The sequence below is a fragment of the Actinomadura sp. 3N508 genome (assembly GCF_044326375.1).
In the GTDB taxonomy this organism is placed as follows: Bacteria; Actinomycetota; Actinomycetes; order Streptosporangiales; family Streptosporangiaceae; genus Spirillospora.
The window spans coordinates 13,770-38,741 of the sequence record NZ_JBIRAX010000017.1; the positions used below are offsets into that span (position 1 = coordinate 13,770).

The 24,972-nt window shown below is 69.0% G+C and carries 20 protein-coding genes and 1 riboswitch; of the genes, 3 read left to right on the forward strand and 17 right to left on the reverse strand.

Annotation, left to right across the window (positions count from 1 at the left end; translation table 11 throughout):
* Nucleotide 1: 1 nt before the first annotated feature.
* Complete coding sequence (locus ACH34S_RS38715; RefSeq protein ID WP_395957898.1) at nucleotides 2–523, reverse strand: amino-acid N-acetyltransferase; 522 nt, start codon at nucleotides 521–523, stop codon at nucleotides 2–4.
* 293 nt (nucleotides 524–816) lie between these two features.
* A riboswitch (cyclic di-AMP (ydaO/yuaA leader) is annotated at nucleotides 817–1,000 on the forward strand.
* A gap of 96 nt (nucleotides 1,001–1,096) precedes the next feature.
* On the opposite strand from ACH34S_RS38715, the gene ACH34S_RS38720 reads away from it, so the two are divergent.
* The gene (locus tag ACH34S_RS38720) at nucleotides 1,097–2,041 is read left to right on the forward strand and encodes an NlpC/P60 family protein (RefSeq protein WP_395957899.1); all 945 of its coding nucleotides are present in this window, start codon (nucleotides 1,097–1,099) and stop codon (nucleotides 2,039–2,041) included.
* Between the two features lie 857 nt (nucleotides 2,042–2,898).
* Here ACH34S_RS38720 and ACH34S_RS38725 read toward each other — a convergent pair.
* Nucleotides 2,899–3,129, reverse strand: coding sequence for a LuxR C-terminal-related transcriptional regulator (locus tag ACH34S_RS38725; protein WP_067902439.1), 231 nt, complete (start codon nucleotides 3,127–3,129; stop codon nucleotides 2,899–2,901).
* A gap of 430 nt (nucleotides 3,130–3,559) precedes the next feature.
* On the opposite strand from ACH34S_RS38725, the gene ACH34S_RS38730 reads away from it, so the two are divergent.
* On the forward strand, nucleotides 3,560–4,642 hold the full coding sequence (locus tag ACH34S_RS38730) for a LacI family DNA-binding transcriptional regulator (protein ID WP_395958015.1): 1,083 nt from the start codon (nucleotides 3,560–3,562) through the stop codon (nucleotides 4,640–4,642).
* 409 nt (nucleotides 4,643–5,051) lie between these two features.
* Here ACH34S_RS38730 and lysX read toward each other — a convergent pair whose 3' ends face one another.
* The 12 genes from lysX to ACH34S_RS38790 all read right to left on the reverse strand — a co-directional run bounded on the left by lysX (nucleotide 5,052) and on the right by ACH34S_RS38790 (nucleotide 19,795).
* Nucleotides 5,052–6,542, reverse strand: coding sequence for a bifunctional lysylphosphatidylglycerol synthetase/lysine--tRNA ligase LysX (lysX, locus tag ACH34S_RS38735; RefSeq protein ID WP_395957900.1), 1,491 nt, complete (start codon nucleotides 6,540–6,542; stop codon nucleotides 5,052–5,054).
* A gap of 383 nt (nucleotides 6,543–6,925) precedes the next feature.
* Complete coding sequence (locus ACH34S_RS38740) at nucleotides 6,926–7,708, reverse strand: type III pantothenate kinase (protein WP_395957901.1); 783 nt, start codon at nucleotides 7,706–7,708, stop codon at nucleotides 6,926–6,928.
* A gap of 14 nt (nucleotides 7,709–7,722) precedes the next feature.
* Nucleotides 7,723–8,580, reverse strand: coding sequence for a carboxylating nicotinate-nucleotide diphosphorylase (gene nadC / locus ACH34S_RS38745; RefSeq protein ID WP_395957902.1), 858 nt, complete (start codon nucleotides 8,578–8,580; stop codon nucleotides 7,723–7,725).
* Nucleotides 8,577–10,325, reverse strand: a complete 1,749-nt coding sequence (locus tag ACH34S_RS38750; protein ID WP_395957903.1) for an L-aspartate oxidase — start codon at nucleotides 10,323–10,325, stop codon at nucleotides 8,577–8,579. The genes nadC and ACH34S_RS38750 overlap by 4 nt, the downstream gene beginning before the upstream one ends.
* A 293-nt stretch (nucleotides 10,326–10,618) precedes the next feature.
* Nucleotides 10,619–11,035 (reverse strand): aspartate 1-decarboxylase, encoded by a 417-nt coding sequence (gene panD, locus ACH34S_RS38755; RefSeq protein ID WP_395957904.1) that lies wholly within the window; start codon nucleotides 11,033–11,035, stop codon nucleotides 10,619–10,621.
* Nucleotides 11,035–11,895, reverse strand: a complete 861-nt coding sequence (gene panC / locus ACH34S_RS38760) for a pantoate--beta-alanine ligase (protein ID WP_395957905.1) — start codon at nucleotides 11,893–11,895, stop codon at nucleotides 11,035–11,037. The genes panD and panC overlap by 1 nt, the downstream gene beginning before the upstream one ends.
* Before the next feature lie 434 nt (nucleotides 11,896–12,329).
* Nucleotides 12,330–13,262: a Rossmann-like and DUF2520 domain-containing protein gene (locus tag ACH34S_RS38765; protein ID WP_395957906.1), complete on the reverse strand. Its 933-nt coding sequence runs from the start codon at nucleotides 13,260–13,262 to the stop codon at nucleotides 12,330–12,332.
* A gap of 119 nt (nucleotides 13,263–13,381) precedes the next feature.
* Nucleotides 13,382–15,931: an ABC transporter permease gene (locus tag ACH34S_RS38770; RefSeq protein WP_395958016.1), complete on the reverse strand. Its 2,550-nt coding sequence runs from the start codon at nucleotides 15,929–15,931 to the stop codon at nucleotides 13,382–13,384.
* Nucleotides 15,931–16,728, reverse strand: a complete 798-nt coding sequence (locus ACH34S_RS38775; RefSeq protein WP_395957907.1) for an ABC transporter ATP-binding protein — start codon at nucleotides 16,726–16,728, stop codon at nucleotides 15,931–15,933. The genes ACH34S_RS38770 and ACH34S_RS38775 overlap by 1 nt, the downstream gene beginning before the upstream one ends.
* Nucleotides 16,729–17,185: 457 nt before the next feature.
* A complete protein-coding gene (locus tag ACH34S_RS38780) occupies nucleotides 17,186–17,473 on the reverse strand; it encodes a chaplin family protein (RefSeq protein WP_395957908.1) in 288 nt (95 codons plus the stop codon).
* 160 nt (nucleotides 17,474–17,633) lie between these two features.
* Nucleotides 17,634–18,329: a response regulator gene (locus tag ACH34S_RS38785; RefSeq protein WP_395957909.1), complete on the reverse strand. Its 696-nt coding sequence runs from the start codon at nucleotides 18,327–18,329 to the stop codon at nucleotides 17,634–17,636.
* Nucleotides 18,330–18,622: 293 nt separating this feature from the next.
* Nucleotides 18,623–19,795 (reverse strand): sensor histidine kinase, encoded by a 1,173-nt coding sequence (locus tag ACH34S_RS38790; protein ID WP_395957910.1) that lies wholly within the window; start codon nucleotides 19,793–19,795, stop codon nucleotides 18,623–18,625.
* Between the two features lie 326 nt (nucleotides 19,796–20,121).
* On the opposite strand from ACH34S_RS38790, the gene ACH34S_RS38795 reads away from it, so the two are divergent.
* A complete protein-coding gene (locus ACH34S_RS38795; RefSeq protein ID WP_395957911.1) occupies nucleotides 20,122–21,135 on the forward strand; it encodes an SAM-dependent methyltransferase in 1,014 nt (337 codons plus the stop codon).
* 159 nt (nucleotides 21,136–21,294) lie between these two features.
* Here the strand turns inward: ACH34S_RS38795 and ACH34S_RS38800 are convergent, their stop codons facing one another.
* The 3 genes from ACH34S_RS38800 to ACH34S_RS38810 all read right to left on the reverse strand — a co-directional run bounded on the left by ACH34S_RS38800 (nucleotide 21,295) and on the right by ACH34S_RS38810 (nucleotide 24,944).
* Nucleotides 21,295–22,503 (reverse strand): cytochrome P450, encoded by a 1,209-nt coding sequence (locus ACH34S_RS38800; protein WP_395957912.1) that lies wholly within the window; start codon nucleotides 22,501–22,503, stop codon nucleotides 21,295–21,297.
* A gap of 477 nt (nucleotides 22,504–22,980) precedes the next feature.
* The gene (locus tag ACH34S_RS38805) at nucleotides 22,981–24,210 is read right to left on the reverse strand and encodes a PH domain-containing protein (protein WP_395957913.1); all 1,230 of its coding nucleotides are present in this window, start codon (nucleotides 24,208–24,210) and stop codon (nucleotides 22,981–22,983) included.
* Between the two features lie 386 nt (nucleotides 24,211–24,596).
* The gene (locus ACH34S_RS38810; protein ID WP_395957914.1) at nucleotides 24,597–24,944 is read right to left on the reverse strand and encodes a PH domain-containing protein; all 348 of its coding nucleotides are present in this window, start codon (nucleotides 24,942–24,944) and stop codon (nucleotides 24,597–24,599) included.
* Nucleotides 24,945–24,972: the final 28 nt, after the last annotated feature.

Genomic DNA, 24,972 nt, shown 5'->3' on the forward strand with positions numbered 1-24,972 from the left:
GTCAGTCCTCCAGGCGAAGCAACATCCGGGTGTTGCCCAACGTATTGGGCTTGACCCGATCGAGGTTCAAGAACTCTGCAACGCCTTCGTCGTAGGAGCGGAGAAGCTCCTCGTACACCTCTGGCGCTACCGGAGTCCCCAGGATCTGCTGGAAGCCATGGCGCGCGAAGAACTCCATCTCGAAGGTAAGGCAGAAGACCCGCCGCACGCCGAGTTCCCTAGCGGTCTCCAGCAGACGGGTGACAATTCGGTGGCCGATGCCGCGCCCGCCGTACTCCTTGTCCACGGCGACTGAGCGGACCTCCGCGAGGTCCTCCCACATCACGTGCAGCGCGCCGCAGGCGACGACCCGTCCCGGTGTCCCGTGCTGCATGTCCTCGGCGACCCAGAACTCCTGGACGTCCTCGTACAGCTTCACCGTGGACTTCTTCAGCATGCGTCGACCCGACCCGGCGTACAGATCGACCAGCCTTCGGATCTCCTGAACGTCGGCGGTACGCGCTCGCCGGATCACGACCTCCACAAACAGGCGAGATTATCGAACGTTGCGCCTTTACCGACTGCCGGTGGGTCTCTGCATGCGGCGACACCAAGGCCAAGTGACTAGATATAAGCGACTAGGCATTGCCGACCGGCGCCTAAAAAGTGAGCAAGAACACACGGAGGTGACGGGGGCGCAGCGGACGGACCGGCGTGGACGTGCGTCACCACCTGCGATTTCACAGGTTCTGGTTGGCATCCAATGCGGCTTCCGTTAGTGTCCTGCGCTGACGTCGGCCTACCGCAGGACGGAGGCCGCACCGCCGAGTCCGCGGGTCGCAACCAGCGCCCCGAGGAGCCGGGGACCCACTTCCGGAGCGTTCGGGGATCGCCCCCAAGGCGCACACCGCGAGGGGTGAATCCGTAGCCCGTGTGGAACCGATCCACACGCGCGCCTGCGGACGGGCTGCTCCAGCCCCAACCCGTCAGCTAACTCGGTAGGCGGACGAGGAGAGGAGAATTCGTGGAGCCATCGCGCCCTGCTTCCTTTTCACGATCTGCTCGTTCGAGCTCCCGGCGACCGTCGCCGGGCCGGACGACGACCGCCCGGCTCCGTGTGCGGGCGATCACCGTGGCCGGTGTCCTCGCCGCCGCCGTCACGGTCGCACCACTCACGACCGGGGTGGCGCACGCCGACCCTGAGCCGTCCACCAAGGAACTCAGAGCGAAGGCCCTCAAACTCGCCGACCAGCTGGAGCAGCTCACCGAGCAGTACAACGGGCTGAAGGTCAAACTCGCCCAGTCGCAGCGTGCCGCCAAGGTCGCCACAGAGAACGCCCAGCGGCAGGAGAAGACTCTCGAGAGCATCCGCCAGAAGGTCGGTGAACTGGCCGCCACCAGCTACATGCAGGGCGGTTCCGACCCGACGGTTTCGTTCGTCGCCTCCCAGGACCCGCAGTCCGTCCTCGACCAGGCCGCCACGCTCAACTACTTCGCCAAGCGGGACAGCAGCAAAGTCCTCGGTCTGATGCAGGCCATGCAGGCCGCGCAGCGCGCCCGCAAGTCCGCGGACGAGCGCGCCAAGCAGGTACAGGCGCTGCGCACACAACTCGACTCGCAGCGCAAGAAGGTCACCGCCACCTACGAGAAGGTCCGCGGGACCCTCGTCAAGAGGGACCCCACCCAGCTCGCCAAGCTCCCCGTCGTCGGCACCGGTAAGGGCGCGCAGGCACTGCGCTACGCGATGAGCAAAATCGGTGTCCCATACGTCTGGGGCGCCGCAGGGCCGAACTCCTTCGACTGCTCAGGCCTGACGATGTGGGCCTACAAGCAGGTCGGCATCAACCTGCCGCACTACACCGGCGCCCAGTGGAACGCCGGCACCCACGTGTCCCGCAGCGAGCTCCAGCCGGGCGACCTGGTGTTCTTCTACTCGGACCTGCACCACATGGGGATCTACGTCGGCGGCGGCAAGATGCTCCACGCGCCCCAGACCGGCGACGTCGTGAAGATCGCGTCCATGTCCGGACGCCCCTACGCCGGCGCCGTCCGAGTCGCCTGACGGGCGGTCGGGGTCACCTGGCTCCAGCGCCTGCCGACGCGACTCGAGGCATCCGGCGATCACGTCCCAGGAACGGCGATCACGGGACAATCGCCCTCGAACGCGACAGCACTCGAACACCACGCACATCATCTCGCCATGCGGGCAGGATCGGCCCCCATCCACCACCGCACAAGGCCGTCCCGGCGCGGCACGCATTACCCGACTGTTCTGAGTACGTGCATGGGCGTCCTCCAGGTTCGGCATGGACGGCATCAACCTCGTCCAACCGCAATTCCCGCACGCACGGCGTAATGGCGGCCGTCAAGGCGGCTCTCCTGAGTTCCCCGCCCGGACGGCCCCACGACGCTCGGTGGATACCCCTGAGCGCTCGCGTACGGGCCGTGTGACAGTTGTCACGGCGGTCACTGGGGGCGACTGGGGGACGCTCGCTCGGAGGGGCGAACGGCCGCCTGAGGCCGCCTGAGTGCGCGGAGCGCCAGGGGCGCGGAGGCACCTAGGTCGAAGGCAGATGCGCGAGCGCGGAAGCGGGGGAGCGTCCGGCGGCAGAGTCCCCGCGACCTCGTGAGCTGGCGCGGGGTGCGGCGGGGCGGGGCGCGTGTGCGTGTGCCTCGTGAGGGCGACCTCGGCCGGATGTGGACGGGTGCCGAAAAAATTGAGAGCGCGCTTAATCCAGAGCGCGCTCAAGGGGATCTACGGCGTGGTTTGAACACCGTCCGCGGCGACGCCTCCTGCAGGGACCTACCTGTCAGGACGCGGGCGCCGCCGCTGCGGGGTCGGACGGGGGGTTCTGAAGATTCGCCGCCTGGGTTCTTGTGACGCTCGCCGTCCCCGGGCGAGCGTCCTGGGGGTCGCTGCTAGATGAGCTGCCTTCGGGCCGCCCACACCACGGCCTCGATAGGGGTGTTGACCTCCAGCCGGTCGCAGATGGTCCGCAACCGGCGTCGCAAGGTTCGTGCGCTCAACTCCAGCTTGCGTGCCGCCACATCGGCGGTGACACCGCTGGCGATCTGGGCGAGCAACCGGATCTCCTCCTCGCTCAGCCCGAAATCGTCGGTGCCACGACGTGCGAGTGTGGCCTGTTCCACTCCGTCCTCCCTCGTCCGTGGTGATGACCGCGGGGATGCAGCCGTCCGCTGCACAGGCACGGGTTGGCCTCGATCTGTACGCGCGTTGGGTTGCCGGGTCCGGAGCCCCTCCGGACTTAGATCATCGGGTTCCTGTTCTGTCTCACGCGCTTGGCCGGAGGTGGCCGTTGGGCCGATTGCTGGGTCGCACGGGGGAACTCCGGGTGACGATTCACTCGTTGGCAATCCGAGGGAGACGGGATGAGATCGCCAGTCATCCGTGCCCGTCCCTTCTCGTTGGACTCGCCCGATCTTGTCTTGGTCGAAGATCGTGAATCGTTTCAAGCTACGCTTCGGCTCGGAACGCTAGGCGGCCGGATCCGGCCCGTCAAGCGCTGGTTCAGTGCAATGTGCGTGCCGATGGTCGCGGTCTGTGACCGCGCATTCGCGGATGCACTTTGCAAAACTCCACTACCTGGGGAAACAAGCCTGGGACGGGACGAGGAGCGAGTTGCCACAGACCAGTATTCGTGAGGTCGCGAGGCGTGCTGGAGTCTCAGTTGGGACCGTTTCGAATGTCCTAAACCGGCCAGACCTCGTGGCCGAAGCTACCCGTGACCGTGTTCGCGCGGCGATCGAAGAGCTCGGATTCGTCCGGAACGAGTCCGCTCGCCGGCTCCGCAGGCGCCCCGAACGCACCGCCGGCGAGTTCGGCGACGAGCCGCGCCGCGCCTTCGGCGTCGTCGTCGAGGACCTCACCAACCCCTACGCGACCGACGTCGCCAAGGGGGCCGAGGCCGCGCTCAACGCACTCGGCCATGACGCGCTCTGGCTCTCCAGCGACCACTCCGCCGCCAAGGAACGGCGATCGGTGGAACTCCTGGAGGAGCAGAACGCCGCCGGGATCCTGATCATCCCGGTCGGGCTCGGTTCCCGTGACATCGCCCAGCTCCGCGCCGCCGGGATGAGCGTCGTGCTGATCGACCGCGACTCCGCCGAGGTCTGCTCCGCCCAGGTCGACCATGTCGCGGGCGGTGAGATCGCCGCCGCGCACCTGCTCGGCATCGGCCGCGAGCGGATCGCCTTCGTGACCGGCGTCCCCGAGCCGCAGCCCTGCGTCGAACGCCGCGACGGCGCCGCCCGCACCATCGTCGAGGCGGGTTTCGGAAAGCCCCCGACCCTGATTCAGGAGGCGCTGAGCCCCACCGAGGGCCAGGCCGCCGCCCACGAGATCCTGGCGATGACACCGCAGCCCGACGGCGTGTTCTGCGCCAACGACCTGCTCGCGATCGGGTTGATCAACGAGCTGCTCCGGCTCGGCGCCCGCGTCCCCGAGGACATCGCCGTGATCGGGTACGACGACATCGAGCTCGCCGCGAGCGCCGCCGTGCCGCTCACCACCATCCGGCAGCCCCGCCGCGAACTCGGCTGGGAGGCCGCCGAACTGGCGCTGGCCGAAATCGGCGAGGGCCCGTCCCATCAACACCGCCAGGTGGTTTTGAGACCCGACCTCGTGATTCGTGAAAGCGCCTGAAAGCGTTTGACCGTCCGGGCATCGCCCGGAAGGCCATGGCCATGGACCGCTCTTTTCTGCGAGCCCATGGCCTTTTACATGGCCGGCATCGAGGGCCAGGCTGCATCACATTCAGGAAGTCGTTAGCCGCAGCGGATCGATTCCAGTGGGCTCGAACACCTCGCCGCGGACGTACGCCTGAGTCGACCACCCAACCCCTACGAACACGCCATCGCCCCAGGCGACCAGGCACGCGTGCACTCGGATGCCCGGCGCCCAGGCACGGAGCGTCCGGGCATGGAGCGCCAGGCATGGAGCGCCCTGGCACAGAGCATCCGGGCAGGAGCGCCCAGCGGCGGCTGGGCGTGGGGTGCCCCAGCGGCGGCCCGGGCGCGGGGATGACCGGGCCAGGCGCGGACCCCTCCGAGTGTTATTCGGGCTTGACCAGCGGGAACAGGATCGTCTCGCGGATGCCCTTGCCGGTGAACGCCATGATCATCCGGTCGATACCGGCGCCCATTCCGCCGGTGGGCGGCATCGCATACTCCAGGGCGCGCAGGAAGTCCTCGTCCAGCTGCATGGCCTCGGGGTCGCCACCGGCGGCCAGCAGCGACTGCTCGGTGAGCCGGCGGCGCTGCTCGACCGGGTCGATGAGCTCGGAATACGCCGTGCCCAGCTCCGTCCCGAAACCGATGAGGTCCCACTTCTCGGTGAGCAGCGGCTCCTCGCGGTGCTGGCGGGTCAGCGGCGACGTCTCGACCGGGTAGTCCATGACGAACGTGGGCTGGACGAGGGTGTGCTCGACCAGTTCCTCGAACAGTTCCTGGACGAGCTTCCCCTGCCCCCACTTCGGGTCCCAGGAGATACCGCGAGCGTCGGCGAGCTTCCGGACGTGCTCGATCGGCGTGTGCGGCGTGACCTCCTCGCCGAGCGCACCCGACACCGACCCGTACAGCGTGATCCGCGGCCATTCCGGCACGCCGAGGTCGACCTCGACGCCGTCATGGACGACCACGGTGGTACCGAGGGCGGCGACGACCGCCTTCTGGTACATCCGCTGGGTCAGGTCGGCCATGTCGTTGTAGTCGAGGTATGTCCCGTAAGCCTCCAGCATGGTGAATTCGGGGTTGTGCGTGGAGTCCGCGCCTTCGTTCCGGAAGTTCCGGTTGACCTCGAAGACCTTCTCGATGCCGCCGACGACGAGCCGCTTCAGATACAGCTCGATCGCGATGCGCAGGTAGAGGTCCATGTTGTACGCGTTGATGTGCGTGGTGAACGGACGTGCCGTCGCGCCGCCGTGGATCGGCTGCAGCATCGGCGTCTCGACCTCGAGGTACCCCTCGTCATGCCAGAAGTCCCGCACCGCACGGACGGTGTCGCTGCGGAGCCGGGCCATCTTCCGGGCCTCGTCGTTGACGATCAGGTCGACGTAGCGCTGCCGGACCCGCGCCTCCGGGTCGGTCAGGCCCGCGTGCTTCTCCGGCAGCGGCCGCAGGCACTTGGACGTGATCGCGAACCGGTCCGCCATGATGGACAGCTCGCCGCGGCGGGACGTGATGACCTCGCCCTCGACGCCGACGTGGTCGCCGAGGTCGACGTCCCGCTTCCAGGCGTCCAGCTGCTCCTGCCCGACCTTGGCGAGCGACAGCATGATCTGGATCTCTCCGCCGCCGTCCCGGATGGTCGCGAAGCACAGCTTCCCGGTGTTGCGGATCAGCATGACGCGACCGGTGACGCCGACCTTCTCGCCCGTCTCGGTGCCCGGCTCAAGGTCCGGGTGTTTCGCGCGGACGTCGGCGATCATCGCCGTCCGCGGGAAGGTCACCGGGTAGGGATCGATACCGCTCGCCCGAAGCCGGTCGAGCTTCTCCCGGCGCACACGCATCTGCTCCGGAAGCTCGTCGAAGGTCTCGTCTGTCACGCCCTAAAGGCTATCGACCCCGCCGGATGCCCCGCGAACGACTTACCGCCACCTGCTGAGGGCCACGCTCGTGACAAGCACATTCGACGCCGCGATCAACGGACACGATCGACGAACGAGACCGACGGACGAGACCGACGGACGAGACCGACGGACGCGCAAGGGCCCGTCCCAAACGAGTGCGCATGCAGGTTAGGGCATGCCTCAAAGTCGCGTCAGAACGCTCGCCTGGCGTCTAACACCAGGCCAGCTCCCGAGCGAGCGCGACGACGCGTCACCAACACCCGTCAATGCTCGCTCGTGACCACTCCGCCGTCCCACCGCCACCCGGCTAAGCGAACCGAACGCTCGCGCGTAACCGAGGGGCCCACGGCGGGACGCGCTCAGACGGTGTTGCGCTCGTAGATCAGGCGCAGGCCGATGAGGGTGAGCCACGGCTCGAACGCGTCGATGCTGCGGGACTCCTCCAGGACGAGGGGGGCGAGGCCGCCGGTGGCGATGACCGTGACCTCGCCGGGGTCGGCGGCGAGTTCCTCGGACATCCGCTCGACGATGCCGTCCACCTGCCCGGCGAAGCCGAAGATGATCCCGGACTGCAGCGCCTCGACGGTGTTCTTGGCCACCACGCTCCGCGGCCTGACCAGCTCGATCTTGTGCAACTGGGCACCGCGCGACGACAGCGCGTCGATCGAGATCTCGATGCCGGGCGCGATCGCACCGCCCACGTACTCGCCCTTGGCGGAGACGGCGTCGAACGTCGTCGCGGTGCCGAAGTCGACGACGATCGCGGGACCGCCATGGGTGTGGACGGCTGCCAGCGCGTTCACGATGCGGTCGGCGCCGACCTCCTTCGGATTGTCCATCCGGACGGGGACGCCGGTCTTGACGCCGGGCTCCACGATCACCGCCTGCACGTCGCCGTAGTAGCGGCGGCACATCTCCCGCATCTCGTGCAGGACGGACGGAACCGTGGAACACAGGGCGATGCCGCTGATGTCGGTCTCGGCCAGCAAGGGGCTCTGCTGGACGAGCCCCTGCAGGACCACCGCGATCTCGTCGGCGGTGCGGCGCGGATCGGTGTTGATCCTCCAGTGCTCGATCACCTCGTCGCCCTCGAACAGGCCGAGGACGGTCTGGGTGTTGCCGACGTCGATGGTGAGCAGCATCAGGTCCCCGCTGATCAGGTGAAGTCAAGGCCGATGTCGAACACGCGCGCCGAGTGCGTCAGCGCGCCGACGGCAAGGTAGTCCACGCCGGTCACGGCGACGTCTCGGGCCCGGTCCAGCGTAAGCCCACCGCTGGCCTCGAGCTCCGCCCGCCCCGCGACAAGCCGTACCGCCTCGGCCATCTCGGCGTCGGTCATGTTATCGAGCAGGATGCTCTGCGCGCCCACTGAGAGGGCCTCTTCGACCTGGACGAGAGTGTCGCACTCCACCTGGATGTGGAGCGACGGGTACACGGCGCGAATGGACTCGTAGGCCTTGGTGACGCTTCCTGCGGCCGCGACGTGGTTGTCCTTGATGAGTGCGGCGTCGTACAGGCCCATCCGGTGGTTGACGCCTCCACCGCAGTGCACGGCGTACTTCTGCAGTGCGCGCAGGCCAGGCAGCGTTTTTCGCGTATCGCGGACCCTGGCCTTGGTACCGGTCATCGCGTCCATCCATTTCCGGGTGACCGTCGCGATTCCGGACAGGTGGGTCAGCAGGTTCAGGGCCGTCCTCTCAGCGCGCAGCAGCGCCCTGGTAGACCCGCTCACCGAAATGAGCACCTGTCCTGGGACGACCCGTTCCCCATCTTCGACCTTCGCCTGGTAGGCCAGGTCCAGGACCTCGAACACGACGCATGCCACAGGAACACCGGCGACCACGCCGTCCTCACGGGCCCTGAGGTCCCCGGCTGCGGTGGCCTCTGGCGCGAAGATCGGCATGCTGGTGACGTCGACTTCGCCGTCCTCTGCCAGCGCCGTCCGGACGAGGTTATCCACAGCTTGTGGATCGAGCCCGGCGTCGCTCAGCTTCTGCGACAGTTCCGGTGTCATGAGCGCTTTCCTTCCAGAGGTTCGTAGGTGGTCGTCAGGACGTTCCCTTCCAACCGCGTCACCAGATGCCCGCGCCAGTCCTCGTCGCGCCGGTCGGGGAAGTCGTCTCGCCAGTGGCTGCCCCGCGTCTCCTCCCGCCGCCGCGCCGCCGCGACGATCGCGGACGCGACCGTGTGCAGATTGGTGGCCTCCCAAGCCTCGACCCCCGGTTCCGCCCCCGGTGTCGCCCCTGGCTCGAGCCCCGATTCCGCCGCCTCCCGAGGCAATGCGGCCAGTTCGCGAGCAGCGGCCTCCAGCCCACCCGCCCCGCGCAGCACACCCGCGTAGGACGTCATGATCCGCTGAATCTCTCCCCGCGCCTCGGCCCCGACCAATCCGCAATCTCCCCCGGAGCCGCCCACCATGCCCGTCCCGCGCGCTCCCCCAGCAACCACCAATCCACCCATGGCCGAATCGTCCGCCCGCGCATGCGCACTCCCACTCGCGCCCACAGAGGCCGCTCCCAATTCGGCCTGAAGAGCAACGGCGATGCGTTCGGCGAAAACGAGACCCTCCAGAAGGGAGTTGGACGCCAGCCGATTCGCACCGTGGACACCAGTGCAGGCGACCTCGCCGCAAGCGTAGAGGCCGGGTACGGACGTCCGTCCGTGCAGGTCCGTGCGAACGCCCCCACTCGCGTAATGCGCAGCGGGGACGATCGGGATCGGCTCGGTCACGGGGTCGATGCCGTGGTGCCGGCAGGCGGCCAGAATGGTCGGGAACCGCTTCTCCCACATCGTGGCGCCGAGGTGCCGACCGTCCAGCAGCATGTGGGACGCGCCGGTCTCGCGCATCCGGTTCATGATGCCCTTGGCGACGACGTCCCGCGGAGCGAGTTCCACGAGGTCGTGACGTCCGACCATGAACCGTTCCCCGGAGTGGTCGACGAGATACGCGCCCTCGCCCCGCACCGCCTCCGAAATCAGCGGCTGCTGCCCAAGTGCCCCCTCGCCGAGCCACAGCACGGTCGGATGGAACTGGACGAACTCAAGATCGGCGACATCGGCTCCCGCCCGCAAGGCGAGCGCGACACCATCGCCCGTGGAGACCTCAGGGTTCGTCGTGGCCGAGAACACCTGCCCCAGTCCCCCGGTCGCGAGCACGACCGCACGGGCCCGAACGGCACCGACACCACCCGGCTGCCCTTCGCCCATGACGTGCAGGGTGACGCCTGCCGCGCGTCCACTGTGGTCCTTCAACAAGTCGAGGACGAGCGCATGCTCAATGACCTCAACACCAGAGTCCTTGATAGCGGCGAGCAACGCGCGACTGATCTCCGCGCCGGTGGCGTCACCGCCCGCATGAGCGATCCGGCGCCGGTGATGGCCTCCCTCCCGGGTCAGCGCGATCTCCCCACCACCAGAACGGTCGAACGCGGTACCCAGTTCGATGAGCCCACGAACGGCGTCCGGCCCCTCGGACACGAGCGCCCGGACCGTGTCCTCGTCACACAGCCCAACCCCGGCGACGAGCGTGTCCGCGAAGTGCTCCTCGGGACTGTCGTCGGGCGCGAGCGCCGCGGCGATCCCGCCCTGCGCCCAGCGAGTCGACCCCGCGTCCAGAAGGGCCTTGGTGACGAGCAGCACCCGCCCATGCGGCCGGCACCGCAACGCGGCGACCAGCCCCGCGATACCGGACCCGACAACGACGACATCGGTCTCGGCGATCCAGCCTGGATCGGGCGCGACGAGAACGGAAGGGATCATGAACCCTCCTCGGGATCGATTCTCGTCATTATGACCCTAACCTCCCCCCAACCCGAACGCCCACCCCCCACATTTCACGCAACCCCCAGAAACCAACACACAAACACGCCCACCCCACGACCACCCACCGCACCGGCCAGATGCATCCCACAAGCCAAGCCGCTCGATCAAAGAGCAACCACACACAGGCGAGGCCGCCGCACCACATCCACGAGCACCACATGGGACAGGGGCCCCCGACGACGAAGTCCACCGAACCAGGTCTGCGGTCTGGCAGGTTGCCCGGAGCCTGCTCAGCGAAGGGTCTGGTCTCCGCGGATTTGAGAGGTGCCTGGGACGGGGGCAGCCGGGTCGGAGTCCAGAGCGATGATCCTGTTGGATCGATCGACGTGGACGACGCGAGGGACGAACTCGCGGGCCTCGGCGTCGGTGAGCTGGGCGTAGCTGATGATGATGACGAGATCACCGGGCTGGACGAGCCGGGCGGCGGCACCGTTGATGCCGATGACGCCGGAGCCGCGCTCGCCGGCGATCAGGTAGGTCTCCAGGCGGGCGCCGTTGTCGATGTCCACGATCGAGACCTGCTCTCCTGGCAGCAGGTCGGCGGCGTCCATCAGGTCCTGGTCGATGGTCAGCGAGCCGACGTAGTGCAGGTCCGCCTGCGTCACGGTGGCGCGGTGGATCTTCGACTTGAACATCGTCCGGAACATCAGGACTCCTCAGGAAACTGGAGGGGGACGTTGTCGATCAGGTGGGTGGCACCGACGCGGCCGGCAACGGCCAGAACGGCCGGACCCGCGTAAGGCGGCGTTATGGCTGTGAAGGTCGCGGGGTCGACGAGGACGAGGTAGTCGAGGAGGAGCGGCGGGTCGGCGGTCGCGGCCTTGTCGAGGACGACGTTCGCCGCGGCAATCACCGCCCCGGGTCCGCCAAGCGAAGCGTCGGCGCCAGCGCGAAGCGCGCGCGACAGGGCGAGGGCGGTCCGGCGTTCGTCCTCGGAGAGGTACCGGTTACGGCTCGAGAGGGCCAGCCCATCAGATTCCCGCACCGTCGGACCGCCGACGATCTCGACGGGCACGTTCAGATCGGCGACCATCCGGCGGATCATCGCGAGTTGCTGCGCGTCCTTCTCACCAAAGACGGCCACATCGGGACGGACGAGGTTGAGCAGCTTCAGCACGACGGTGAGCATCCCGTCGAAGTGGCCAGGCCGGCTGGCGCCCTCGACGACCTCGCCCATCGGGCCTGACTTGATCGTGACCTGCGGATCATCCGGATACATCACCGAACGGGATGGCGCGAAGACGAGGTCAGCACCCTCGGCGGCACAGATATCGAGGTCGGCGGCGAGTGTCCGGGGGTAACGGCCGAAATCCTCGTCCGGGCCGAACTGGAGCGGGTTGACAAAGATGCTGACCGCGACCGCGTCCGCCCTCCGGCGGGCCAGCCGAATCAGGGAGCGGTGACCTTCATGCAGCGCCCCCATGGTCGGAACGAACGCCAGGGTTCCTTTGACCCCAGATCGGGCCTCGATCAGCTCGTCCCGTGTCCGGGCGATCGTCGGTGTCATCATGTCCCCTTCACGTCCGCCGTCTCGGAGGGCGTCGGACCAGTCACACATACCGGACTGCCCGCCGCCGGAGTCCGGATGCCAGCGGACGGTGACCTGTCGGCGACTGTCGGACTTCCCGCGTGCACGGCACCTACCGCAGCTGTTGAGGCGGCAGCCAGCTCTGGGGCTCCGGCTGATGCGTGCAAGCCAACGGCGGCTGCGTTTTCTGTGGGTGTCGAGCGAGTTGCGCGTGGCGGGCTGGCCGCGAGCGGTTGCCCGCCGATGGAGACTGACTTGCGGGTGTGAGCTGGGGATTCGTTGGGTCTCGAGTCGGCTGCGGGCGGCGTGGGGTCCGCCGGGGACCAGGTCATAGGCGGGGCTTGGGGTGCCGAGGATTGCGTGGCGGCCGGGGCGCCGACGGCTGGGTTCGGTGGTTGCACGGTTTGTCCTGGTCAGTCGGCCAAGGCTTCTAGGAGGCGTTCGGCGTCCTCGGGCTTGAGCATTCCGGCTGCCAAGGCGCGGTCGGCGGTGAGGCGGGCCAGGGCGATGTAGGAGCGGCGGCTCTCGGGGGACACCTTTGCCAGTTCGGCGACGTGGTCGGAGACCGTTCCGGCGTCGCCGCGGGCGACCGGGCCGGTGAGGCCGTCGATGCCGAGGCGGAGGCCGTTGTCGAGGGCGGCGCCGAGGAGGGGGCCGAGCATCCGGCCGGGTTCGGCCACGCCGGCGAGGCGGAGCAGGTCCATCGACTCGACGACCAGGGTGACCAGGTGGTTCGCGCCTCCGGCGAGGGCCGCGTGGTACAGGGGGCGCATGTCCTCGGTGATCCAGACGGGTTCGCCGCCCATCTCCACGACGAGCGCCTCCGCGACCGGGCGCAGCGGCTCGGGAGACGTGACGCCGAACGAGATGCCGGCCAGCCGGTTCACATCGTCCGGGCGGCCGGTGAACGTCATGACCGGATGCAGGGCGAGGGGGAGGGCGCCGGCTCGGGTGAGCGGGTCGAGGATGGCGGTTCCGTAGCGGCCGCTGGTGTGCAGGACGAGTTTGCCCGTGACCGGGACGCCTGCGGACACCAGGCCGGACGCCAGTTCGGGCAGCTCGTCGTCCGGCACGGTCAGCAACACCAGGTCGGCGGCCGCCACGACCTCCGGCGGGGTCGCGACGTTCGCGCCGGGGAGGCGTTCCGCCACGTGGGTCCGCGACCGCTCGGACACGGCGGTGGCGGCGACCACGCGGTGGCCCGCGCGGGCCAGCGCGGCGCCGAGCGCCGTGCCGACGCGGCCGGCGCCGACGACGCCGACCGCGAGCCGAGCCGGCCTGTCCTCCGGGCTCGGCTCCGGCCCGTTTCCGGGCGCGGCGGAAGAAGGCGTGGCGTGTGGGTCCATCGGTTCGTTCCAGTCCTCAGGTAGGTACCGGACGTGCGCGAACCAGGGTACCCGCGGGCCTGGGTCACGCCGCCCGGCGGGTGGCGGTGGGGGGCGGTGGTCGCCGCCCCGCACCCCATTCAGTCATGCGAGAGGGACTCCACGATGGACGTTCTCGCGGCGCGCCGCGCGGGCATCACGGCGGCGGCCGTCCCGGCGAGGCCCGCGAGGACGACGAACGCGACGACCTGCAGGTAGGGCAGCGAGAAGACGGAGTCCGACGCCATCGCGTTGGTGGCGGCCCAGCCGAACACCACGCCGAGCACGACTCCGGTGACCGCGCCGATCACGGCCATGACCAGGGCCTCGACGGACAGCATCCGCCGGAGCTGGCGTTTGGTGAGGCCGAGGGCGCGCAGCAGCGCCGACTCGCGGGTGCGTTCCACGACGGAGAGGGTCAGCGTGTTGGCGATGCCGAACAGCGCGATGACGATCGCCAGGCCGAGCAGCCCACCGAAGATCATCAGAACCATGTCCACGGCCTTCGTCATCGACTCCTTGAATTCGGCGCTGGAGATCACCTTCGCGGCCGGATAGGGCTGCGCGGCGCTCTCGACGGCCCGGCGGGCATCGGACGCGGCCACGTCGTCATGGGTGTTGACGTAGATCGTCGCCGGGTCGCGGGCACCGAAATACCGGGTGAAGTCGGATTCGGGGACGACGATTCCGTCCAGGCCGGCGCCCGGCGCGTAGATCGCGGCGATCTTCACTGGGACGGTGCCGTGCACGCTTCTCACCTGGACCGTCTTTCCTACGGCAAGGCCGAGGGTTTTGGCCGTGTTCGCGTCCACCATGGCGGTTCCCGGCTTTTGCGCCGCGTCCAGAGAGCCCTCCGTCATCTCGGGTTTCACGATCGTGCCGAGGGCGGACGTGGTGACGGCGGAGACACCCTCGTCCTTCCCGGCGGCCTTGGTCTGCCGGTGCAGCTCGATGACGTCGGCGACTTCGGGACGCTCGCGCAGGGTCGCGGCAAGCGCGCGCGGGACGGTCCCCTCGAAGTCCTGCGTCTGGATCTGGAACTCGACGGGGAACTGTTCCTCCAGCTTGTGGGTCGCGGTCGCCTTCCCGCTCGCCGCGACCACCGCGAACAGGCTCATCAGCCCGACGCCGACGGTCAGCGCGATCGTGGTGGTCGCGGTGCGGCGGGGGGCGCGCTGCGCGTTCGCCACCGCCAGCCGTCCAGGCACTCCGCCGAGCCGCGCCGGGGCCGCACCCGCGAACCGCCCGAGCGGCCGGACCAGCGCCGGCATCGCCGCGATCACCGCGAGGAAGAACACGCCGCCGGCGAGCGCGACCACGAACATCGCGGCCTCGCCCTTCGGCATGGCGAGCGAACCGGCCGCCCCGATGACCAGGCCCGCGATGCCGAGGAGAACGGCGATCACCGTGCGCGGCACGCCGAGGCGGAACCGTCCGCTGCCGGGCTCCAGTTCCGAGCGCAGCGCGGCGACGGGTGCGACGCGCGTCGCCGCGCGGGCCGGCAGGAGGGCCGACACGACGGTCACGATGACGCCGACCGCCAGCCCGATCATGATCGTCCGCGGGGCGAGGGACGTGCCCGACGGCCCCGCCGGGGCGAGTCCGGGATCCAGCTGCCTGATCCCGACGAGCGCGCCCGCGCCGAGCCCGACACCGGCGACGAGGCCCAGCAGTGAACCGACCAGGCCGACCACCACGGACTCCACGACCACGCCGCCGAAGATCTGCCGGCGGGTCGCGCCCACGCAGCGCAGCAGCGCCATCTCCCGCATCCGCTGGGCGATCAGGATGGCGAACGTGTTGTAGATGACCAGGGCGGACACCAGCATCGCCACCAGACCGAAGATCAGCAGCCCGGTGCGGATGATCTTCGTGTCGGCACCCGCCGCCTTCGCCAGCTTCGTCCCCAGCTCCGCACCGCTGTAGACGCGGCCGGACGCCGCCCCGCCCGCGTCACCCGAGTCGCCGGCGCCGCCGGCCCGCGCGGACGCCTGCACGGCCGCCTCGATCGCCGCCCGGTTCCCGCCCGCGACGTCGATCTCCTCATACGTCCTCTCGCCGGTCATCGACTTGGCGGTCGCGGGGTCGAAGCCCACGCCGCCACGGAAGCCCGCCTCCCGGTCGATGCCGAAATCGACCAGTCCGACGACGGTGAACCGGTGCGGCCGGTTCTTCTCGTCCAGGACCGTCACCATGTCGCCGACGGCGTAGCCCTCCCGCTTGGCCAGTTCGGTGTCGAGGACGGTCTCGGCTCCGCCGGACGGAGGTCGCCCCTTGTCGAGCTCGTAGCGCAACAGCTTCCCGGACGGCACGGACATACCGACAGTGGGGAAATCGCCGACCGCCTTACCGTCCTTGCCGACAAGGGCTGCGTCGCCCTTGACCATGCCGTGCACGTCCGTCACGCCGGGTACTGCGCGAACCCGGCTGAGCATGTCGGCGCTGAGCCCCTTCTCTGCGTCGTCGTCGGGGAGCACTGCGAAATCGACCTTGTCGGCGGAACGCGCGAACGTCTTGGCGACGCCCTTGTCCATCGTGTCGGTGAGGACGAACGTCCCCGAAATGAATCCGACGCCGAGCGTGATGGCGACCGCCGTCAGCAGAAACCGCAGCTTGTGGGCGCGCAGGCCCGCCAGTGCCGTCCTCAGCATCACGCCCCCAGGTTCTTGAGCCGGTCGAGGACGGCCTCGGGCGTCGGCTGGACGATCTCCGACACGATCTCGCCGTCGCGCAGGAACACCACCCGGTCGGCGTACGAGGCGGCCACCGGGTCATGGGTGACCAGCACGATCGTCTGCCCCATCTCGCGGACGGACGCGCGCAGGAACCCCAGGACCTCCGCGCCCACCCGCGAGTCGAGGTTGCCGGTCGGCTCGTCCGCGAAGATCACTTCGGGGCGGGCGACGATCGCGCGGGCGCACGCCACCCGCTGCTGCTGCCCGCCCGACAGCTCGCTCGGCCGGTGCCGCAGCCGGTCACGCAGCCCGAGAACGTCCACGACCTGGCCGAACCACGCCCGGTCGGGTTTGCGGCCGGCGAGCTCCAGCGGGAGCAGAATGTTCTGCTCGGCCGTCAGCGTCGGCAGCAGGTTGAACGCCTGGAACACGAACCCCACGCGGTCGCGGCGCAGCATCGTCAGCTGCCGGTCGCCCATCCCGGTGATCTCGGCGTCGCCGAGGACGATCCGTCCCGACGTGACGGTGTCGAGCCCCGCCAGGCAGTGCATCAGCGTCGACTTCCCCGATCCGGACGGCCCCATGATCGCCGTGAAGGCGCCCTTCGCGAACCCGACGCTGACCCCGCGCAACGCATGCACGGCCGCATCACCGGACCCGTACACCTTCGACACGTCCTCGGCCGTGACCGCCGGCACGGCTACGGCCCCGGGGACGCCCCCGGGCGGATCGGTGAACGTGCTGGTCACGATGGCTCCTTCAGGCTCGGCCATGGCTCGGACTGGTCGATGACCACGCTAGAAATCGGCGCCGCGCCTGCCATCCGTCCGACGGCCACGATCCCCGTCAGCCTCGCGGCTACGAACCGCTTCCTTGTACGACTTGAGTCGTACGAACCGGTCAGACCTCCGCCCACTGACCCGCACCCGGGACACCCCACCCACCCTTGCCGGGCACGCCCGTGCCTGCCCGCCGAACACACTCGTGCCTGCTTCCCTTGCACCCTTTTCGTGCGTGCTTGCCTGGGCGCGCTCGGACGTGCTTGCCCCGACAGCCACCCACCTGGCAATGGAGCCAACGGAACGTGTGCTGGAACGCGGAAGCGCCGGAGACCCTTTCGGGTTCCGACGCTTCAGCGACGGGCGCGAACGCCCGGTTCATCAGGACCAGCGAGCCGTCCCAACGCGGCACAGTAGCCGCGCCTTTCGGCTCCTGGTCAGGATGAAGAGTTCAGTTCTTGACGGACGCACCACCCTTGCAAGCGGCCTGAGCCTCGCCGAAGACCCCGACCGCAACGCCGCAGACGTTCACCGGGATCGAGATCGGCGCGATCACCTGGGTGCCGCCCAGGATCGAGTTATCGCCACTGGTCTTGTTGTGGTTGAACGAGCCGTGACCTTTGCCGTGGCCCTTTCCATGGCCACCGCCGTAGACGCCGGCGTACGCGGGCGTCGAGGCCAGGGCGGCGCCGGCGACCGCGAAGCCGAGGATGCCGGTGGCGGCAAGCTTCTTGAACACGAGAGTCCTCCCGTACGTGGGCTCAGCAGGCCCGATCTGACAATTGCCGACGTCGCGCGATAAGGCGGCGTCGCGTACGGTAGTTACCCAGCTACTTTCTGCTAGATCGTTCTCAACCCCCATGATGATGGCAAATGGTCATCACGGAGTGACAATCTCACTACCCGGGGTCGTCCCTTTGGCCGCTTTTGACCAGGCCTGTCTCATAGGCGAACACGACCGCCTGGACCCGATCCCGCAAGCCGAGCTTCATCAGGATCCGTCCCATATGCGTTTTGACGGTGGCCTCCGAGACGTACAGCCGCTCCGCGATCTCCGCGTTCGACAACCCGCGGGCCACCAGCATCAGCACCTCACCCTCCCGCTCGGTGAGGCTCTCCAGCCCCCTGCCCGCCTTCTCCTCCGCGTCCGGCAGATGCACCGCGAACCGGTCCAGGAGCCGCTTCGTCGTGCTCGGCGCCACCACCGCATCCCCCGAATGCACGGCCTTGATGGCCTCGATCAGCTGCGCCGGTCCCGCGTCCTTCAGCAGGAATCCACCGGCCCCGGCCTTGATCGCCGCGAACGCGTACTCGTCGAGGTCGAACGTGGTCAGGATGACGACCTTCGGCCCCGACCGCGCCACCACCCTCCGGGTCGCCTCGATCCCGTCCATGCGCGGCATCCGGACGTCCATGAGCACCACGTCCGCCTCCGTCCCGCGCAGCAGTTCCAGTGCCTGCACACCGTCGCCTGCCTCACCGACGACCTGGATGTCCGGCTGCGCGTCCAGCACCATCGTGAACCCGGCCCGCACCAGTTCCTGGTCGTCGACCAGGACCACACGGATGGGCGCCACGCCGTCCATCTCCGTCATGCACACTCCCTATGGGACGACCTTGTCGGTCGGTTGACACTCACGCTGTCAATCAGAACGACACTCACGCCATCGATCGGGCAACGCTCGCGCAGCCGTCGGCCAGAGCGGCGCTCGCGCCTCCGGTCAAGCGAGGCCCGCACCTTTGCTCAGACGACCGTCGTACGGCCGGTCAGATGAGGCCCTGTGTCTGCACACGCGAGACTCTCGCAAGCGGCCAGCCGAGCCCCCTCCGCACGGAACAAGGTTCGCGCCTGCGCACACACGAGGCTCAGGCGCTCGGCCTCGTCCTCTCACGCCGCGTCCACCTCCTCCCGTACCGGGATCCGTGCGACGACCTCGAAACCGCCTCCCGGACGCGGCGCCGCGCGGACACTGCCCCCGTACACGGCGACGCGCTCCCGCATCCCGGCGAGACCATGGCCCCGGCCGTCATCGGGGGCCGCGGCGCCACGACCGTCATCGTCCACCCGGATCTCCAAGGCGTCGCCCTCGTACCGCAACCGGACCGACACGGCCGCGCGCGGACCGCCGTGCTTGAGCGTGTTGGTCAACGCCTCCTGGACGATCCTGAAGACCGTCAGCTGGCGTCCCTCCGACATCACCGCCGGTGTCCCGTCCACCGTGAACGTCACCGGAAGCCCGGACGCACGGACCTGCTCCACCAGCTCGTCGATCTGCGCCACTCCCGGCTGCGGTGCGAACACTCCCACATCGTCGTTCTCGCGCAGGACACCCAGGAGCCGCCGCATCTCCCCGAGCGCCAGCCGGCCCGTCGAGGAAATCGTCTCCAGGGCCTGCCTGGCCCGCCCCACATCGGTGTCGATGGCATAGGACGCGCCATCGGCCTGGACCACGATGACACTGACGTTATGGGCCACGACGTCGTGAAGCTCGCGGGCGATACGCGCGCGCTCGGCGGCCGTGGCCATCTTGACCTCGTTGTCGCGTTCACGCTCCAGCCGCTCGGCCCGCTCCTCCACCGAGCGTAGATACGCACGGCGCGTTCGCATGTGCAGGCCGAGTAGCCACACACCGGCCACGACCACCGCCAGCATGGCGAACGTGTACTTCCTGTCGTCGGCGCCATCCGGATAACGCCACGTCGCCATGGCTGCCCCCACCCCCGTGCTCAACACCGCCGCCAGCCCCCACCGGAAGGAGCAGCCAGCCGCGACCGTGTAAAGGCCCATCAGGACGGCGGCGTTCGCCAGCACTGGGATCACGTTCAGCACGCACTGGACGAACGAGATCAGCGCGACCACGGCGAAGACCGCGCGCGGGAAGGTACGGCGCAAGACGAGGGGGGCCATCAGAACGACCGTCATCAAGGCGTACGTTCCCTTGCCGATCCCGTACGAGTCCCCCAGCAGCCCGGGGAGGGAGAGGAACAACAGGGGCGCCGCGAAGAACGCGTCGACCAGGGGCTTCCTGCCCCGCAGCCAGTCCCACGCCCGCACGACCATGCGGACAGCGTACGTACCCGCAGCTCAGCCCCGGATCAACCGCAGGTCGGACCCCCGTCCACCTCAAGGATGGCAACCCACCCCCAGCCCCGTCGCCCGGCCCTTGTGTCGCCGGCTCGCCCGCCGGCCCCTCGACGACACCCGCCAACCCGGACCAGACCGCATCGGCTGAGTGCAGACTGCGGTCGGCTTTGGCGTTCGCATCGGCTCGTTGACGCTTGCCTGGTAGCCGTTTGCTCGGTTCTGCCCTTGTTGTTCTGGTGGGACGCCGATGGGGGTCTCGGGATCGCCGTCCGGGCGCCGTGGCCCACGGTAACGTCACCCTCGTGGAGGCGTTGGTTACCGAGTGGCTGCCGTGGCGCACCGCGATGGAGCGGGCACTGTACGGAGAAGGCGGTTTCTACCGGCGTGGCGAGCGTCCCGCCGAGCATTTCCGGACCTCGGTGCACGCCTCCCCGCGGTTCGCCCTCGCCGTCGCACGTCTCCTCGTCGAGGTCGACGCACTGCTCGGGCGGCCCGACCGGGTGGACGTCGTCGACATCGGCGCGGGGTCGGGGCGGCTGCTCAGCAACATCCTGGCCTGCGTACCGGCCGATCTGGCGTCCAGGCTCGCGCCGACCGCGGTGGAGATCGCGCCGCGTCCACCCGACACCCCCTCACAGATCGTCTGGCGAAGCCGGCTGCCGGAGCGCATCACCGGTCTCGCCGTGGCCAACGAGTGGCTCGACAACGTGCCCTTGGACGTCGTCGAACGCACCCCTGACGGCGTCCGTACCGTGCTGGTTCAACCGTCCACGGGCACCGAACGCCCTGGGCCCGCACCGTCCGACGAGGACCGCGACTGGCTTGAGGACTGGTGGCCCCTTCACGAACCCGGCGACCGCGCCGAGATCGGCCATCCGCGTTGCGCCGCCTGGGCCGCTGTGGTCGGACGCGTCTCGCGGGGCCTCGCGCTGGCCGTGGACTACTCGCACTATCGCGAGTCGCGTCCCGTGTACGGCACGTTGACCGGCTACCGCGACGGCCTTACCGTCCCCGCCGTCCCGGACGGCTCCTGCGACGTCACCGCGCATGTCGCGCTCGACGCCTGCACCGCGGCCGGCGAGCGCGCCGGCGCCACGTCCACCCTCCTGACGACCCAGCGCACCGCCTTGCGGGCGCTCGGTCTCTCCGGTGCCCGCCCACCGGTGGATCTGGCCCACCGCGACCCCCGCTCCTACGTGGCGGCCCTCTGCCACGCCGGCGAAGACGCCGAGCTGACCGACCCGTCCGGACTGGGCGGCTTCGGCTGGCTCGCTCAAACCGTAGGCATCCCCCTCCCAACCGTCCTGTGCCCGTAGCCACCATCTCTCCCTGACCTGCCCGCGGACGGGACCCGCTCCAGTGGCTGGCCGGGGCCTGTGGTCAGCGTTGGGTCTGGAGGTTGTCCGGCCCCGCTGGTCGCGGGGGCAGCTCCGCATGGTCGACGGTGTAGGACACGCTGGCGGCTTCTACGACGATCAACGTTCCACGTGGAGAGCCTTCAGGCCGCGTAGGACGAAGCCGGGCTTCCATTGCGGTTCGGCGGACAGACGGAGGTCGGGGGCGGCGCGGAGAAGCGCTCCATAGGACTCGGCGAGCTCGATCCGCCCGAGCGGGGCACCGAGGCAGTAATGGATGCCGAGACCGAACGTGATGTGCGGATTCGGGTCACGCGAGAGGTCAAGCCGGTCGGGGTCGGGGAACACCTCTGGGTCGCGGTTGGCGGACGCGAACTGCAGCGCGACCTCGGCCCCGCGCGGAATGGGAACGTCGCCGACGGTGATGTCCTCCAGGACCCAGCGCTCGAACATCGGCGCCGGTGTGTCATAGCGCATCAGCTCTTCGACGGCCGTGGGGATGAGAGAAGGGTCGGCCCTGAGTCGTTCCAGTTCGCCCGGGTTGCGGAACAGTGCCCACCAGCCGTTGCCGGTCGCGTTGACGGTCGCTTCATGACCGGCGTTGAGCAGCAGCACGCAGGTACCGATCAGCTCGTCCTCGGTGAGCCGGTCGCTCCCGTCCACGACGTGGGCGAGGGCGGTGATGAGGTCGTCGCGCGGCTCGTCGCGGCGGGTGCGGGACAGGCGGCGCAGGTACTCGGAGAACTCCGCGGCGGCGCGGACGGCCGTCCGCTGAACCTCCTCGGGCGGGTTCAGCTCGTACATGCCGCAGATGTCGGCGGACCACGGGCGCAGGAGGTGCCGGTCCTGCACGGGGACGCCGAGCATCTCGGCGATCACATTGACCGGCAGCGGTTCGGCGACCTCGGCGAGCAGATCACCGCCGCCCTTGGCGGCCAGCGCCCCCGCCAGCTCACCTGCGAGCCGCCTGATGGTCGGACGCAGCCCCTCCACCATCCGGGCGGTGAACGCCTTGGACACGAGGCGCCGCAGCCGGGTGTGCGTGGGCGGTTCCATGTCCAGCATCCCGGCTCTGACGAGGTCCCAGAACGGTTTGAGGAAGTCGGCCTCTGGCTCTTGGCCGAACTCCTCGTGGCCGGCGATGTGGAGGTACGTCCGTCCGAGCCGACGGTCACGCAGGAGAGCGTTCACGTCCTCGTATCGGCTGATCACCCACTGGCCGGTGGGTTCGTCGAAATACACGGGACGGTCGGCGCGGAGCCGCTCGAACGCCGGGTAGGGGTTCGCCACGAACTCCGGAGACCAGGGGTCATAGGCCAGAACACTCATGTCTATCGATGTTCGCATCTCACGCACTTCCCGGCCACACCTTTCCTCGCCCGACCTTCGTGAATTGAGAGCATCGACGTTCTAGGTGCGCCGATACCGCCGGCACACGCTCCACGTCTCGTTTGAAAGGGTGATGCACGCCCACTTGCAGACGAGCGCCGTGCAGCACGGCGAACTGGGTCGGCGACCTCGTGGCGCGTCATGAGCGCCCTGTTGTCCAATAGGAGTCCCATCCTCGTGCGGCCGCCGCGCACGATCTCGAATGTGATTCCACTTTGCCGACGCACGAGCGCAATGAGCGCCCGCCGACACCCGACGGCCAGACAGCCCGCATTCTGCGCGATCATTCGATACTCCCCGGTGAGGCGACGATGGGCGGTCGGCCCGCCCTCCCCCCGGCGAGCGGGCCGACCGGAATCCATGTTCGACGAGCGCGGCCGAACCCGGAAGTAGAACGTGATTCTGTGGATAACTCGGTCAGCGGGCCCAGCGGGTCGGGTCCCCGCCGGCTCGGCGGGCGGCCCGGGCCCGGCGCGCGGTCGATTCCACGATGGCGCGGGCCTCGCCCAGTTCGCGGTCGGTCGCGGCCACCTGCACCGGGCCGGGAGGCGCATCGACATGGACCGTGGCCAGCCCGAACAGGCGCTGGAACGGGTTCATGGTGAGCCGGACGCTCTGCGCGCGCGCGTGGGCGATCACGTCGGTGCGCCGGCAGGGCCAGCCGTGCCGGGTCACGAAGACCACGTCGTCTGTGCCGGCACCCTCCGCACGGTCGATCGCCACTGCCTTGGACGATGCCGGAATGAGCGAGACCGCGTCGACCTGGGTTCCGGGGAACACCTGCGAGACGAGATGCATGGCGACGTGCCGCGGGGCCACGGGCAGGAGGGTCGACGACAACGCCTGGCGCTCACCCGCGTAGCCCGCCACGGTGACCTCGACACGGGCCCAGCCGAGGGAGCGCCAGATCGCCGGTTCGACGATGCTGACCGCCTGGACACGTCCTGGAGGGAGCGTCTGCATCCGGGTTTCCAGGAGGCCATAGCGGAGCCGGATCCCGTCCGGCGACATCGCGACCGTGAAGTTGGCGTACATCACGAGTGGCGCGATCACGGCCCGGATGAGCGCGAGCAGGACCGGAATGGTGACCGCCAGAATGCCGCCCTCTGTGTACATCACCAGGAACAGCAGGGACGCGAAGAAGAGCAGGACCGTCCCAAGGACCGGCAACCGCACGACGAGCGACCCGAGCAGGGCTCCGAACGGAACGCGCCACACGTGCCGTTCCGGTGCCTCGGGTGTGTGGCCGGGCAGACCGGCCGCGCGCGCCAGCAGTTCGGCACGCAATTGCATGGCTGAATGCCGTCCCAGATAGCGGAGCGCAATCTCGCTGTGCGCGCCTCCGGCGAGTTCTACGCGCACTTCTGCAAGGGCGAACACACGGGTGACCAGAGGACGAACGAGATCTATGGCCTGGATACGCGAAAGCGGGATTCGACGCTTGTTCTTGCGGAGTACACCGGTCTCCACGACCAGGTCGTCACCGTCAACGCGGAAACGTACCGCGAGCCACGTCCAGAGGCCCGATCCCACCGCGATCAGGCTCATCGGAATGCTCACGATGAGGAATCTGACGATCACATCCGGAGTGAACGCCAGCGTTATACCGTCCCCCGTCTGGGTCAGCAGCAGAGGAAAGCCGAGCAAGACGAAGTAGATGATTAGGAAAATGAACGCGCGCAGTGGTGCCGTCGCCCAGTGGAGCCTGTGCGTGCCCTCGGAGAACCGGATCGGTGGACGAGAATCGTGCGGTGGACCGTAGCCGTAGGGAGGACGCGGCGGCCCGTACGGCTGGCCCGGAGGCGGAGAACCGTGGGGTGGCGGTTGCGGGCCATAAGGCGGGCGGCCGTTGGGCCCGTACGGCCGCCCGTGCGGGCCGGGCTGACCCGATGGGCCATAAGGACCGGGCCGGCCTGGCGGGCCGTAAGGGCCGGGCTGACCTGGGGGGCCGTGAGGGCCGGGTTGCCCAGGCCGACCATGCGGGCCGTGCGGGCCGTATGGGCCGGGTTGGCCTGGCGGGCCGTATGGGCCGCTCATAGGCCCATACTCCGTTCCTCGCCCTTCTGGGCAAGGCGGTCTCGCAGAAGGGCGGCCTCCGAGGCGGGCAGGCCGGGGATGGTGGCGTCCGTAGCGGCGGCGGCGGTGTGCATCCGGACGGTCGCGATGCCCATCCACCGCTCCAGCAGTCCCGCCGTGACGTCCACGAACTGCATCCGCCCGTATGGGACGACGATGAGCCGCTTGACGAGAACCCCATGGGTGACGATGAGGTCGTCCGCACGCTCGGCGTAGCCGAACGCCCGGCGGTCGAGTTCGGCCACCAGCCAGGTGAGGATGGCCAAGAACCCTACTGCGGCGACCCACATGGCGGCCGGGACCACGCCACCGTTCCTCCATACGATGAACCCG

Bases quoted from the DNA above. Each gene is read 5' to 3' on its own strand.
- ACH34S_RS38730 (WP_395958015.1), top strand. From the start codon at position 3,560: ATGCACTTTGCAAAACTCCACTACCTGGGGAAACAAGCCTGGGACGGG.
- ACH34S_RS38740 (WP_395957901.1), bottom strand. From the start codon at position 7,708: ATGCTGCTCACCATCGACGTCGGCAACACCCAGACCGTCCTCGGCCTG.
- nadC (WP_395957902.1), bottom strand. From the start codon at position 8,580: ATGACACCGGAACTGTCGCAGAAGCTGAGCGACGCCGGGCTCGATCCA.
- ACH34S_RS38750 (WP_395957903.1), bottom strand. From the start codon at position 10,325: ATGATCCCTTCCGTTCTCGTCGCGCCCGATCCAGGCTGGATCGCCGAG.
- panD (WP_395957904.1), bottom strand. From the start codon at position 11,035: ATGTTCCGGACGATGTTCAAGTCGAAGATCCACCGCGCCACCGTGACG.
- panC (WP_395957905.1), bottom strand. From the start codon at position 11,895: ATGACACCGACGATCGCCCGGACACGGGACGAGCTGATCGAGGCCCGA.
- ACH34S_RS38765 (WP_395957906.1), bottom strand. From the start codon at position 13,262: ATGGACCCACACGCCACGCCTTCTTCCGCCGCGCCCGGAAACGGGCCG.
- ACH34S_RS38770 (WP_395958016.1), bottom strand. From the start codon at position 15,931: ATGCTGAGGACGGCACTGGCGGGCCTGCGCGCCCACAAGCTGCGGTTT.
- ACH34S_RS38775 (WP_395957907.1), bottom strand. From the start codon at position 16,728: ATGGCCGAGCCTGAAGGAGCCATCGTGACCAGCACGTTCACCGATCCG.
- ACH34S_RS38785 (WP_395957909.1), bottom strand. From the start codon at position 18,329: ATGACGGAGATGGACGGCGTGGCGCCCATCCGTGTGGTCCTGGTCGAC.
- ACH34S_RS38790 (WP_395957910.1), bottom strand. From the start codon at position 19,795: ATGGTCGTGCGGGCGTGGGACTGGCTGCGGGGCAGGAAGCCCCTGGTC.
- ACH34S_RS38800 (WP_395957912.1), bottom strand. From the start codon at position 22,503: ATGAGTGTTCTGGCCTATGACCCCTGGTCTCCGGAGTTCGTGGCGAAC.